Annotated in this window: 10 protein-coding genes; 6 read left to right on the plus strand and 4 right to left on the minus strand. The window is 51.0% G+C overall.

Going from position 1 to position 13,948, the window contains the following annotated elements:
• Positions 1–4: 4 nt before the first annotated feature.
• Both DS731_RS01150 and DS731_RS01155 read left to right on the plus strand, forming a co-directional pair.
• Positions 5–367, plus strand: coding sequence for a Rieske (2Fe-2S) protein (locus tag DS731_RS01150; RefSeq protein ID WP_119499611.1), 363 nt, complete (start codon positions 5–7; stop codon positions 365–367).
• Entirely contained in the window at positions 364–1,494 is a 1,131-nt protein-coding gene (locus DS731_RS01155; protein WP_119499612.1) for an FAD-dependent oxidoreductase, read from the plus strand. The genes DS731_RS01150 and DS731_RS01155 overlap by 4 nt, the downstream gene beginning before the upstream one ends.
• Positions 1,495–1,567: 73 nt before the next feature.
• On the opposite strand, the gene DS731_RS01160 is transcribed toward DS731_RS01155, so the two are convergent.
• On the minus strand, positions 1,568–4,048 hold the full coding sequence (locus tag DS731_RS01160; RefSeq protein ID WP_119499613.1) for a TonB-dependent receptor: 2,481 nt from the start codon (positions 4,046–4,048) through the stop codon (positions 1,568–1,570).
• Between the two features lie 257 nt (positions 4,049–4,305).
• Between DS731_RS01160 and DS731_RS01165 the strand changes: the two genes are divergently transcribed.
• The gene (locus DS731_RS01165) at positions 4,306–6,603 is read left to right on the plus strand and encodes a TonB-dependent receptor (protein ID WP_119499614.1); all 2,298 of its coding nucleotides are present in this window, start codon (positions 4,306–4,308) and stop codon (positions 6,601–6,603) included.
• A gap of 57 nt (positions 6,604–6,660) precedes the next feature.
• Here DS731_RS01165 and DS731_RS01170 read toward each other — a convergent pair whose 3' ends face one another.
• From DS731_RS01170 to DS731_RS01180, 3 genes are all read right to left on the minus strand, one after another.
• Positions 6,661–8,511, minus strand: coding sequence for a tannase/feruloyl esterase family alpha/beta hydrolase (locus tag DS731_RS01170; protein ID WP_119499615.1), 1,851 nt, complete (start codon positions 8,509–8,511; stop codon positions 6,661–6,663).
• A gap of 70 nt (positions 8,512–8,581) precedes the next feature.
• Positions 8,582–9,838: a gallate dioxygenase gene (locus DS731_RS01175; protein ID WP_119499616.1), complete on the minus strand. Its 1,257-nt coding sequence runs from the start codon at positions 9,836–9,838 to the stop codon at positions 8,582–8,584.
• Between the two features lie 3 nt (positions 9,839–9,841).
• A complete protein-coding gene (locus DS731_RS01180; RefSeq protein ID WP_119499617.1) occupies positions 9,842–11,146 on the minus strand; it encodes an MFS transporter in 1,305 nt (434 codons plus the stop codon).
• Between the two features lie 124 nt (positions 11,147–11,270).
• On the opposite strand from DS731_RS01180, the gene DS731_RS01185 reads away from it, so the two are divergent.
• From DS731_RS01185 to DS731_RS01190, 3 genes are all read left to right on the plus strand, one after another.
• Positions 11,271–12,173 carry a LysR family transcriptional regulator gene (locus DS731_RS01185; RefSeq protein WP_150154211.1) on the plus strand — a complete coding sequence of 301 codons (903 nt, stop codon included), beginning with the start codon at positions 11,271–11,273 and terminating at the stop codon, positions 12,171–12,173.
• 144 nt (positions 12,174–12,317) lie between these two features.
• Positions 12,318–12,449: a hypothetical protein gene (locus tag DS731_RS22325; RefSeq protein WP_269748657.1), complete on the plus strand. Its 132-nt coding sequence runs from the start codon at positions 12,318–12,320 to the stop codon at positions 12,447–12,449.
• A 134-nt stretch (positions 12,450–12,583) separates the two neighbouring features.
• The gene (locus DS731_RS01190; RefSeq protein ID WP_119499619.1) at positions 12,584–13,933 is read left to right on the plus strand and encodes an MFS transporter; all 1,350 of its coding nucleotides are present in this window, start codon (positions 12,584–12,586) and stop codon (positions 13,931–13,933) included.
• The last annotated feature ends 15 nt before the right edge of the window (positions 13,934–13,948 follow it).

Consider the following 13,948-nt stretch of genomic DNA (forward strand, 5'->3'; position numbering starts at 1 on the left):
TGTCATGAACCAAGGTGTTCTGCTCTGTAAGTTGGATGATTTACCCGACAATAGTTCCCGGGGTTTTTTGCCTGATGCCCAGGGTCAGGACACCGTTTTTATTGTGCGCCGTGGCAGCAAGCTGTATGGCTACAGCGATATTTGTCCGCACTATGGCGATACCGCCTTACCCTGGAAAAAAGATGTTTATCTGGATGCCGGTGGTGACTATATCGTTTGTGCGGCGCATGGCGCGTTATTTACACCCGACACCGGAGAGTGTGTGAAAGGTCCGTGCAGGGGCGACTTCTTAACGCCCCTGAACATCACGGTAACCGCTGAACAGGATGTCGTTTTACTCTGTGAATCACGAGGAAAAGAACAATGAGCGCATGCGTAAATAAAGTATTGATTATTGGTGGTGGCTTCTCAGGTATGTCTGCCGCTATCGAAATGAGTAAGCGCGGTATACAGGTTGATCTCGTTGAGATTGATAAGAACTGGCGTACCGACGGTGCCGGGATCAGCATTGGCGGCGCCACCATAAGAGCACTGCGTCAAATCGGTGTGCTGGATGAATTTAAAGCGCAGGGTGCAACCCACGCCGGTTTAGATGTGCACGCGCCTGACGGAACCCATCTGGCGCATATTCCAGCGCCGCCGGTGGTAGGAAATGAAGCACCCTGTGAAGGTGCCATCATGCGCCCGGTACTGGCAAAAATTCTGGCCGCCAAAACCCGCGAATACGACGTGAATGTACGCTTAGGCATTACCTTTGAGAACATTAACGACAAAGGCGATAGCGTAGAAGTGACCTTTACCGACGGTACCAGTGGCGAATACGAGCTGGTGGTCGGTTCAGACGGCCTGATGTCATCGGTCAGAACTACATTGTTCCCTGATGCACCCAAGCCATCTTACATCGGCCAGGGCGTATGGCGTGCAATTTTGCCCCGCATTCCTGAAATTGAAAACATTCACATGTGGATGGGTAAGAACGTGAAAGTGGGTGTGAACCCCATGTCGAAAGACGAAATGTACATGTTCATAACCGAAAACCGGGCTGACAACGAGTTTATTGAACCGGCTACTTTCAAAGAGCGCTTTATTGCGTTGCTGGAGTCTTTCCCCGCCCCGGTTGTGCAGCAAATGAAAGGCATGTTGCACGAGAAGTCGATGATTCACTATCGTCCGCTGGAAAGCATGTTGATGCGTGCGCCCTGGTATTCAAACCGCGTAGTATTAATTGGTGATACCGTGCATGCGACTACGCCACATTTGGCATCCGGTGCTTGTATCGGACTTGAAGATGCCATTGTTTTGGCAGAAGAACTGGATGACAAAGCGACATTGTCTCAGGCATTAAGCGCATTCCAGACCCGCCGGTGGGAGCGTTGTCGCCTTGTGGTCGAAAACTCAGGTCGCCTTGCTGAAATCGAAATTGAGGGCGGTGACAAAATGGAACACGCCGGCATCATGCGTGATTCTGCTATTGCGATGGCGCAGCCGCTTTAATCACTATTCAGCGATAAAAAAAGGTGCGCTTTGTATCAGCGCACCTTAGTCATTATGGGTAAAAATTCGCTTTTCAGAACTCGTAACTTACATTCGCGAATACCATTCTTGGTCTGGCGTAGGCAGCTTCAGCGTAGCCACTGCCTGAACCTAAAGATGAGTTACCAGACACGCGGTAAATCTCATCGGTAGCATTGTTAACACCCAGTGCCACCTTCCAGTCCATATCCGGCGACTCGATAACGACCGAAATATCAACCAGCGTATAGGCATCGTTTTGCGCAATGGCTTCAGTGTTTGCCGCATCAAAATATACCGGGTCGCTGTAGGAAATATCAATGCGGGGCTGAATACCGTAGCCGTCAATTTCGCCGTAGTAACCAATACCGATATTCCCTTGTAATTCAGGCGCAAAAGGTAACTGATTGCCTTCTGCGGGCCCTGCGCTTACCGGGCGGCCGGGCACTTCAATTTGAACTGCTTCATCAATAGACGTATCGAGGTAACCCAAACCGCCTTCGATAATCCAGTTATCGTGAGGGATCCAGGTGAACTCCAGTTCGGCACCATCAATGGAAGCCTTACCTGCATTGAACAGCCATGGCGCAATGAATACCCGGTAACTGAATTGCAGGTTGGAATAGTCAGAGCTGAAAACCGCACCGTTTAAGCGGAATTCGCTGGTAATGTCAGACTTAAAGCCCAATTCATAGGTTTTCACTTCTTCCTGGTCGAACAGGTGGCCGGCGTCCAGGTCAGACTGCTCAAGGGCGAAGTTAAAGGTTGAATTCCAGCCGCCGCCTTTAAAGCCTTCGGAATAGCTGGTGTACACCATGGTGTCTTTGGTTACCGTATAGCTTAGGTTCGCCGCAACCGTGGTGGCCGAGAAGTCATGTTCATACAGCTTCTTTTCCAGGTATTTGGTGTCCGGGTCGGCGTAATCGAACTGATCAGGAATCGAGCCTTTGGTTTCTGAGGTATAACGAATACCGAACGTACCGGCCAGCTTGTCGGTGAAGTCGTAAGTGGCCTGAGCGAAATAAGCCATGGCTTCGTTATCGGTGATATTGTTGTCGCTGTCGAGGTGGCAACGGTTTGTGCCCTCTCCGCAGGTAAAGCCGTCACCCCGGTCGCCTACCTGCACTGTCAAAATGTCCGTCACTTTTTCAGTGTAGTAAAACGCCCCGACAATGGCCGACAGGTCGTCACCGGTGTAAGTCAGTTGCAGTTCCTGACTGAACTGGTCGCCTGAGGAATCAAAATCGGTATGCAGAATAGTAAATGGCGTGTTGTCAGCATCCCGTTTACCGGTCCAGGCAAGGTCGCGGTATGCCGTCACAGACTTAAGCTGCAAGTCACTGTTGATGGCATATTCAAGGTGCAGAGATGTGCCCCAGTTTTTCAGCTCACTGCCAACTTCTGCAGTGCCATTGCTGGTAAACGGGCCGCTGTTCCACTGATTGTTCGCACAGGCCGAATCGGTATTCTCACCCACATAACCACGGGGGCCGCCGCCAACTGTCACCAGACCTGAAACGTCTAGCGCCGAACCTTCCGCTGTCGTGACCGGACGTCCGGGAGGACCGGGCAGTGCAACCCAGGCGTCACTGCAACCTGCCGCTACACTCTGGTTTGCTGCAAACCAGCCTGCATTGGCCGCCGTGCCGGTTTCATTCACGTCGTTGTTGTTGTTATAACCGGCAAATACCAGCGGAGAACCGTTTTCATCCGCTTCGGTGTAGTCAAAATTTAGCTTGGCGGTAAAGTTACCGGCGGGTTCGTATAAGAATTTAGCCGTTGCAGTGGTGTTATTAGTGTCACCTAAATCCAGACCATCGTAGGCGCGGGTAACATAACCATCCTGCTTTTTCGTACCAAGGGTGAAGCGGCTGAACAAGTCATCTGTTAAAGGAATATCCACTGCACCGGAGAGTTCCATTAAGCTGTCACTGCCAATGCCGGCTTTGACTTTGCCCCCAAATTCATCGCCGGGTTGCTGCGTATTGATGATAACCGCGCCACCAATGGTGTTGCGACCAAACAGCGTGCCTTGCGGGCCGCGCAGTACCTGTACACTTTCGATATCCCGCATTTCCATGGTGCCGCCGACTGATTGCCCCATGTACACATCGTCAATATATAACCCGACGCCCGGGTCAGTATTGGCCCTTGAGCTGATTTGTCCGACGCCACGAATAAACACAACCGAAGAATTATTGTTACCTGCTAAAGGCGCATTATTAGTAAATTGCAGGTTAGGGGTAATTTTGCCGATGTCGTCAGTACCGGAAATCTGGCGGCGTTCCAGAGCATCGCCGTTGAATGATGTCACTGAAATAGGCACTTCCTGCAAGTTCTCAGTCACTTTACGGGCGGTTACCTCTATGGTTTCCAGTTTATATTTGCCCTGACTTTGTGTGTCGTCAGTTTGTGCCGACGCACCGGGGCTTGTCAGTCCGCCATGCAAAGCAATCGTCACGGCCACAGCCAGACCTTTGCGGGAAAATAATGCCGCCCCCGGAGAGCGCGCTTTCTTCGTTTGGGTAGGATTCATGGTTACACCTGCTCATGGTTTTATGTATTGTTGTTTTTATCTGGTTAAGCAGCAGAAACTGCGATCTCCAGACTTGTATAAAATGTTAAAACCGTTAACTGGGTGTAACAATTAGCCGGGATGAAACAGTTTGTTCGCCAATCAGAAACAATTGAGGATGTATAGGATAAATCTATACTGCTCACTAAATAATCTATTTTTAGTAATGTGAATTTGCTGTTAATTTTTCGTTTAAATTAAAAGACGAAGAGAAACACATGGAAAACAGCACATTCACTCTCACCAAACTTGCCTGTATGACCGCGATGGCACTGTCATCTGCTACGCCTTATGCTTTTGCACAGGAGGAACAGTCCGAAGAGAAACAACACGCTATCGAAAAAATCATGGTGACAGCGCAGAAGCGCTCTGAGTCACTGCAGGACGTTCCGGTCGCGATGACCGTTACCACGGCTGAACAACTGGAACGGGATCAGATTTACAGCATCACCGATTTGCAGCGTACTACACCTGCTCTGGAAGTAAGTCAGTCTTTCGGCGGCGAGTCTAACGGCGGTGGCCGTATGCGGGGTATTGGTACAAACGTATTTAACGAAACGGCAGCAGCTTCGGTAGCTATCGTGGTTGACCAGGTACCACAGGGTAACGTGGTTTCACCACAACTGTTCGACCTGGCGCAAGTCGAAGTATTAAGAGGGCCGCAGGGTACTCTGTTCGGTCAGACCGCTTCTGCCGGTGTGATTCAGGTCACGACAAAAGCACCGGATTACACGGAAGTGTCCGGTGAAATTGGTGCTGACTACGCCTGGGATGATGTGGACCGTACGATTATCCGCGGTGCGCTGAATGTGCCGGTAACAGACTATTCTGCACTACGCTTTTCCGGCCGGGTAACCAAAGAAAAAGGGCTGCAGCGTAATATCGTGCTTGACCAGGACAACGTGACAGAAGAACAGAGCTACCGTATCCGTTACCGCAATGAAGCGCGGGAAGATTTGATGGTGGATCTTATCGGCGAATACAATCTGCAGGATTTTGATGGTGTGAATTTCTTTGCACCGGCCATTGCCCCCACCTTTGCTCCGTCCATTGGGAACTACACCGCGTGTGGTTTAACTGACATTCAACCTGACGCGCGGGAGTACTGTGCAGAGAAAATGTCACAGGAAAAACGGGAAACCATGAGTCTGTCAGCTATCGTAAACTGGCATATTCCCGATCATACGCTGACCTCTGTAACGGCTTACAAAGAAAAGAATATCGAAACAGTACATCGCAATTATACCAGCCGCGTGGGCGCGCCCACTGCTGTGCGTGAAAACCTGGAATCTACCGGCGAGCAGATTTCTCAGGAGCTGCGGTTAAGTTCTGATACCGACAGTGATTTTCAATATATCGCCGGTGTGTTCTTCTCCCGTTATGCTTACGATACCGGCGCACTGAATGATCCTGAATACGGTAACCCGCTGAATCTGACCGGCTTCAGCGTGTGCGCAACCTCTATCGATGCTGTACCTCCGGTACCGTTTTTACAAGCCGCGTTTGCTGCTAACGGTTACTGGTGCCCGGTCGGTGCTGCAGCCGTTATGGAAGATATCGATGTGTCCTCACAGGCCATTTTTGCTGACGTGACATACGATGTGAATACCGATGTGACGTTATTCGGTGGTCTGCGTTTTACCCGTCAGAAGAGTGAGTTCCGTAGCGGGCTGGACGGAGAATTTAATAATAGCGGTGATACTACGGATAACGAAGTATCCGGCCGCGCTGGTGTGCGCTGGCGGATCAGCGACGACAACATGATTTATTCTTCCATTTCACGAGGCTTTAAAGGTTCACTGGTGGAAATCAGTGCTAACCCCGGTGTCGCGCCAAATATTTTGAAACCGGAAATTGCCACCTCTTTTGAGATTGGTAACAAAATGACCCTGCTTGATGGCGACATTGCCATTGATACCAACCTGTTCTTTACCAAAATCGATAACTTCCAGTCTCAGCGCACCATTTATGTTGATGCTGAGCTGACTGCGGTATCCACCAATGTTGAAGAAGTGGAATCTAAAGGATTTGAGATTGATGTGTTCGGTCAGCTTACCGACAGCATCTCACTGAACGCCGGCTACATTTATGCCGAAGCGGAGTACCCGGACGGTTACCTTGGCGATGACGGTACAGACCTTACCGGTGAGCAGCTAATCTTTGCGCCTAAGCACAAGTTCACCCTGTCCGGTGAGTATTTCAAAGCGCTGGGTGAAAACATGGAAGCCTTCGTGAATGCCAATGCGACCTACAAAAGCAAAGTCATACTCCGTGCTTCTTCCGATCCGCTATTCGCTTATGACGGCTATTGGAATATCGGCGCAAGTTTAGGTGTGCGCGACATCGACGGACAGTGGCGCGCTTCATTGTTCGCCCGCAATCTGACAGATGAAGCTGCACCAGCCGCCTACCTTGCCGGCGACTACGCGGGTACTGCAGATGGTGGCGTAAGAGCGTTGCCGGTTGCAGGTATTACCACGCGATTGATTGGTGTGTCTTTTGACTATAAGTTCTGACCATTAACGCATTTACAGGCCGGGCCCCTGCAATAAGCAGGGGCTTTTTAAGTTCTGTTAGTTTGCTTTTTCACAATGCAGCGCGCCGTCTGTAGCGGTGCAATCAAGCTGACTACCAGCGTTAAAGAACGCCTCACCAGCCCAGGGGTAAGCGGGTATTGCCGGACCTTCTGTCTGCGTGAAGTTCTCTGCGATGTGCCAGTCGCCCTGACCGCTATAACGGGCAACGGACGGGTATGGGAAGACCGGAAGCGTCCGTTTCACATAAGCGACGTCAACAACTTCTGCTTTACGACCGTCCGGTGAGCCCATCGTGCCCGGCTGGTCAGCCGGTTTACCTTTACGGTGGTTACCATCATCAGGACGGCGACGTTGCTTACCTGCCGTGCCGTCATGACTGGCAATAATCACTTCAGGCTTTATGCCCTGTTCTACCCACGCCATCATCGGGGTGAGTAAATCAAAATCGTGCGGGCCGGTACCGCCATCGCAGTGATACATGCCCGGGAACAAGTAGAGCTGCATGAAATCGCTGACGTCCTTGCCCCCGGATGATACCTTTTTGGCTGCTTTGTAATAAGTAACCGTATTTACCGGTGAGATGTGCGGATCCTGTAGTCCATGCCAGATGATCAGCTTGCCGCCGCTCTCACGGAAGGCATTGATGTCCGGGTTTGTGCCGCTGTATAAACCGTTCAGTGGCCTTATGTTATTGAAGTTGTCTTCGGTGAACTGAAAGTCGTCAAGGGTGTAATCAGCGGGAGGATTCTGCTGATAAATCAGGTTTTTAATCGCACCGTCAGCAATCATGGTACTGAAGATTTGCTCACTGCCTGCCCGTGGCACATACACACCGACCCAGGAGAGTTCAGAGCCGGGTTGCGGGCCACCCAACGTCAGAGCTTTACCGGTGGAAGGGTCTTTAGGGCCTTCATACAGCTTTTTCGCGGCATCTATTTTTTCCTGTGTCAGGCAGTTTTCGCTGTCACCTTCTTTGCACAGAGTAACCTGCGGATCAAAGTCACACTGGAAAGGCTGTGCAATAATGCCGTCTTTGAGGCCGTCCAGTTCGTCACAAGCCGCTACTGCTGCGTTATAAAGTACCGGCATGTCTGCCGCGTGTAAGATGGCGTTTCCGTCGGCACCGGTGTTCGAGCGTGCCTGCCAGCCGTGGAAGAAGCTGTTCTGCACAGAAAAGTTCATTGCCGGCGCACCGGCGATGATGCCGTCAAAGTCATCGGGATAACGCTGTGCTTCAACCAGCGCTTCGCGACCACCGTCTGAGCAGCCGTTGAAGTAGGCGTACTTTGCGGGCTGGCCGTAGTATCTCTCTATCAGCGCTTTCGACGCCAATGCAGTAATATGCACACCGCGATAGGCAAAATCGATGCGTTTCTGCAGGTCCTGGCCGAAATCGCCGCCCATGCCCGAGTGCCCCATGTCGGTGCTGGCAAGTACAAATTCATCAGATTCTACCGCCGTACAGCCATCGGCAGCACTAATATTCATGTTTATCATTCCGCACAAACCACCGCAGCCCAGTTGCATGAAGCGCTGTGTCCAGGACGCTTTTGGCAGCTTCACTTTGAAACCCACTGCAGGCGCCATGGTGCCTTCAACCACGCAGCTTGTTTTGCCGTTGGTGGTTTGCTCTGCTGCTGATGTGATCTTGCTACCTTCACCTCCGATTTTGGTTAAATCGAATGTCAGCAAACTGTCGCAGCTTGCTAACGGTGTAACAATGTTCAGTGAAGGTGGAGAGTTCAGTGATGTTGTGGAACCCGCCGCAGGCAACTTGCTTTTGGCTTCTGGTTTACTGTTTGCCGCCTGCTGACCACAGGCACTGAGAAAGACACTGAAAACAGTAATACAAGCGACGATCAGTGAGGTTTTGTATTGATGAAACATGAGTGTTCCTTTTGAACGAAAACATTGAAAAATAAAAACCAAATCGGGAGAACTAAAAAAGCCGTACGTACTACTTGTTTTCGCCCGATACTGAATAGGTCATTGCCACTTTACGGGTCTCCAAAAACGCTTCCAGTGTTTTACCACTCATCTGCGCGTACACATCCAGATTGGTCATACCCAGTACTGCCGCCATTTTTTCCAAGCTGAAGAAAATCACGCCATAGTGAATAAGGCCAATCCAGTCACGCTTTGTCAGCAGTTCACGTTCCTGCTCTGACAAACCGTATTCTTCAAATAATGCCTGTGGTTCATCAACAAAACGCTGGCGGTGTGCGGGTTCAATAAGACGATGGAGGAAGTCATTAATCCGGTAAGCCCGGTGAGAGACTTCCAGCGTGAACGGGTGCGTACCGGCAATCTGGTCAACACCTTTCAACTGATGGCCCACGTGAGCACGGTGCGCTTCAATGGCTGCCTCACCGGTCTGGCTGTGGTTTTCGAAAATGATGGTGGCCATATTGGTCATCGACGGGCAGTGAGTGGTTTTATGAACGCATGTGACATTGGAAGATAACGCACCGCGCATGATTAACCACATGATCACTTCCGCACCTTCCATGCCGCCAAGCTCAGCGTACTGCGCATGGGTAATGTGGGTCAGCGCTTCAGGATCGTGTTCCAGCAAGGTCAGAAACTTCTCGTCCCAGGCTTCATTATTAAAACCGCAACGCTCACCGTGTACCTGATGAGACAGGCCGCCGGTTGCCACAATGGCAACATCAAGATCTTCCGGGAAGCTTTCAATGGCACGACGTAATGCTTTACCGAAGTTGTAACAGCGTCGGGCAGTGGGTACCGGAAATTGCAGTACGCCTACCTGTAATGGCACTACGGAGCCGGACCAGGCGTTACCCCGGTCCGTCATCATCGATAGCGGTGAGAACATGCCATGATCCACCGGTTTATTCTGATAGAACGACAAATCAAATTCGTCAGCAAACATGGAATGCCCGATATGACGGGCCAGTTCAGCGTGACCGGCTACTGGCGGATACTCGCGGGGACCGCCTCCCTCATCAGCCGTTTCGTATTTTGAGTCGACACCCAGTACAAAAGGAGAATAGTGGTCGAAAAAGAAAGAGGTGATGTGGTCGTTATAAATGACAAACAGCACATCCGGCTTCTTTTCTTCCAGCCAGGCAGTGACGGGCTCAAAAATATCAAATGTGCCGGTCCATTGCGCGTCTGCTTTAGTGTGCCGGTCTTTCGCGAAGCCAATGGTTGGTGTATGTGAGGCACCGATGCCGCCGATAATTCTGGCCATGATTCAGTCCTTTTTAACAGGTTGATGATTGATTTTCAGAATGGTTGCTGTGGCGACCAGCAAGGGGATACTGAAGATTATGAACATCCATCCCACGGGAATGCCCGCACCAATCAGCACACCGGCCAGTGCAGGGCCACTGACGGCACCAACCCGTCCGGCCCCGATTGCCCAACCAACACCGGTGGTTCTGATCGACGTGGGATAGAGGCGGGCCGCCACAGCATATAAACCGGTGAAACCGCCTTGCACAAAAAACATCAGAATGAAGATGGCGACAATAGCGCCGGCCACATTCATGTCGACAGTGCCATACACCACAGACGCGATGGCACCTAAAATAAAGAACACTGAAATAACCCGGATTAGCCCCATTTTCGAAGACAGCCATCCAAGCAGTACAGAGCCAAAGAATGCGCCAAGATTTAATGAGATGCCCGCCAGCATGGCATCTTCTACGGGGAGTCCGGCATCAACAGCAAGTTTTACAACCCAGCTCAACAGAAAGTAGAGGCTGGCGAATGCCATCATGAAGGCCAGCCAGAGCAGCAGCGTAGCACTGCGCAAATTGCTTGTGAGCAGGGCGGGTAGTCCGGCAGATGTGGTTGTCGCCACTTCCACAGGGGGCAGGCTGGGCACGACAGTATGCTTTAAGCTGAGTAAAATACGGTTTACTTTTTCCAGTGCCTTGGCTGGTTGCCGTGAAACTAAGAAATCCAGCGATTCGGGTAATAAAAACAAGGCCAGAGGTAACGCACACAGCGATATCAGGGCGGTCACTTCAAACAGCGGCTGCCATCCCCATTGCGGCAGAATATGTGCGGCCATAAAGCCGGCGATAATAGCGCCTATGGGATAGCCGGCGTGAAGGATGAGAATCGCCTGATTCCGGTATTTATCCGGTGCATATTCCGACACCATCGAGGTGAGGCTGGCTAACATTGAGCCAATGCCGAGACCAGCCACAAAGCGGAAGAAGGCCAGTTCGGTTACCGAACCTGAAAGGGCAGTAAACCACATGCCTGCGGTGATGGTGCAAATGCTGCCGACGATAATTTTCTTGCGGCCCAGTTTGTCTGAGTAGGGGGAAACGAACACGGCACCCAGCGCCATGCCTACCAAAGCGGCACTGAACACAATACCCAGCGCACCCGGTGACACGTCCCAGGCATCAGAAATAAACGGCGCGGCGAATGAAATAACCAGCACATCCATGCCGTCTAACATATTGAGCAGGAAGCAAATTCCCAGCACCCGCAGATGGAGTGCTGTAAGCCGTGGTGTATTTATTATTTGATTCAGATTCATGGCTACAACTAATCACTTGCTTTCGAAGTAGGGGGGATGTTATTAGTGTTAAGATGTTGTAACAATTGGTTCCCTGGAAACGCATTGTTCGTATTTGGGAAACGATGAAAGGCAGGTGCTGGCAGTGGAAAGAAAGTGGAATATTGAACATTTACCCGTGTTTGTTCAGGTGGCTGAAACACTGGGGATCTCTGCCGCTGCTAATCAGCTGGATTTACCTAAATCTTCAGTCAGCAAAATCATCAGTCAGCTGGAAAAAGCACTCGGCGTTAGGCTACTGGAACGTAATTCGCGAAACGTTCGATTGACCACGGAAGGCGAGGTATTTTACCGCGAAAGCATCCGCATTCTGGAGCAGGTTGATGAAGCTGCTCACACCATGCAGGGGCTGGTGAGTCATCCCTCCGGCCGCCTGACGGTGGCTATGCCTATTGCCTTCTCCAGAGAAATCATGGCCCCGCGATTAAGTGAGTTTGCCGCGCTGTATCCTGATATCGCCCTTGAAATCGTGGTTACGAATCAGGCACTGGATATCATCAAAGAACAAATTGACCTGGCGGTGGTGGTCGGTGCGCTGAACGACTCGGATTTAATAGTGAAAACGCTTTATCACAGCCGGCTGTGCTGTGTTGCTTCTCCGGCATACATACAGGCAGAGGGGCTGCATGAAGAGATGGTTAACCTGCAGTCTCACGTTCGTATTGCAGAGTCCCGTTATGCCATGCGTCGTTTCCCGATAAGAATCGATCAAAACAAAAGTCAGATCGATTTATATTCAAAGGTGTTCCGGGTGAATGACCCGCTTTCAGTAAGGGATGCTGTAATTAGCGGCTTTGGCGCCGGACTGGTGCCTTATCAGTACTGCAAAAAGCAACTGGCAGACGGCACGCTGAAAGAAGTGTTTCCTAAAGTGAGCTTTGATGTGACCGCAGCGACACTGTCGGTGATTTACCCGACACGCAGACTGTTGTCGAACAAATCCCGGGCCTTCATCGATTTCCTCACAGATACCTGTAACGCTATCTAACGATTTTCTCCATACATTGTATTCAAAAGACTAATTTTCGCATTGTGTTAATCAATTGTATATTGGGTGTAAGTTTCGGGTGAGCCGGAACGCCCTACACATTAACTAAACAAGAAGAATAACAACGTTACGCAGGAGATGGTTATGAATCAGTCTTTTCGTCGTGCAAGAGAATACACATCGCAGGTCGTGCGCGATCCTATTCCTTATTGTTATATGGCCGGTATCGCCGCTTTACTCATGGTTGACCGTTTCGTGTCGATTGGTGGATACTGAGGTTGAACGGGCTGTTTTTGAAACAGCCTGAACACCCGGGCGAAGTCATTTTTCGTCAGTAACATCTTCTTCTTTTTATTGTTGTCTGCACAACGCGCCAGGACACTAAATAGCGCCTTTACGAGGCTATTGGTATGTCCGGACAGACACTTTCTTCCGTTTCATCTGTCAATGATTCTCCTGAAACACCCCGTGGTATTTTAAAGCGCCGTGAGGTGCTGGCTTATGGTGCCGGTGACGTAGCTGCCAGCCTGGTATGGAATGCCGTCAGTGCATTTGCGTTAATCTTTTATACCGATGTGGCGCTGTTACCTGCCGCTGCTTTAGGTACGTTGTTTTTCTTCACCCGTATTTTTGATGCATTTTTCGATGTGGCCATTGGCCTGTCGGTAGACCGCACTACTTCCCGATGGGGAAAAGCCCGGCCTTATTTACTTTACGGGGCCGTGCCCTTTGCTGTGCTGGGTGTTGCCACGTTCTACGTGCCGGATGCGTCTGAAAACATGCGCTTCCTGTATGCCGCCATTACCTATTTCCTGCTCGGCCTGCTGTTGTCTGTGGTCACCATTCCCTACAGCGCCATGTTGCCGATGATGAGCAGTCATCACAAAGACACGGTGGATTTAAGTGCCGCACGTTCGGTGGCAACCTCGGTGGGCGTCATCGTCGTCACCGCGTTGTTCCTGCCGGGCGTTGAATACTTCGGTCAGGGCGATGCGCAGCGAGGTTATCTTATTATGGCGGCCATAGTGTCGGTGGCAGCACTCATTATGCTGCTGACCTGCTTCTCTTTATGTAAAGAGCGGGTACAGCCTGTTGCTGCTAACAAGCTGGAAATCAAAACTGATGTATCCCGGATGTTCCGCAACCGGGCGTGGAACATCGCTTCCGGTTTTGCGCTGCTGAACTTCATCCGTTTCGGCGCGTTACTTTCTCTGACCCCGTTTTTTGCAATCAACGTACTGCAACAGCCCTGGACGATTTCTGTGCTGTTACCTGCGCTCTCCGGCACTTTGCTGGTAGGGGCGTTTATTGCCAGACCTTTTCTCAGCCGTTTCGGCACCATCAAAACTGACTCTGTGGCACTGATCGCCGGCGCAATCCTGTTCGGATTACTCCCCTTATTTGAATCAGAGCCGGTGATATTCCTCACCCTGTATGTGCTCTCGTCACTGGTGATCAGCATCACCATGACCTCTATCTACGCCATGGCGGCAGAAGCCGTGGATTATCACCAGGCATTATTCGGTACCCGTCAGGAAGGCTTGCTGGCCGCCGGCGTATCACTGGCAATAAAAATCGGTATGGCAGTGGGCACAGCCGGTGTGGCCTGGGCGCTGGCATTCAGCGGCTACTCCCCGCAGGCCGTGCCTGAGAACGCCATTTCCACCATGCGCTGGTTGTACTACGGCCTGCCGCTGGTTGTTTTCGCATTGCAGTTTATTTGCATTCGCTTCTATCCGGCTGATCAAGCATCAGCCTGAACCTCTTAGTCTTTT

This window comes from Alteromonas sp. RKMC-009, assembly GCF_003584565.2.
In the GTDB taxonomy this organism is placed as follows: domain Bacteria; phylum Pseudomonadota; class Gammaproteobacteria; order Enterobacterales; family Alteromonadaceae; genus Alteromonas.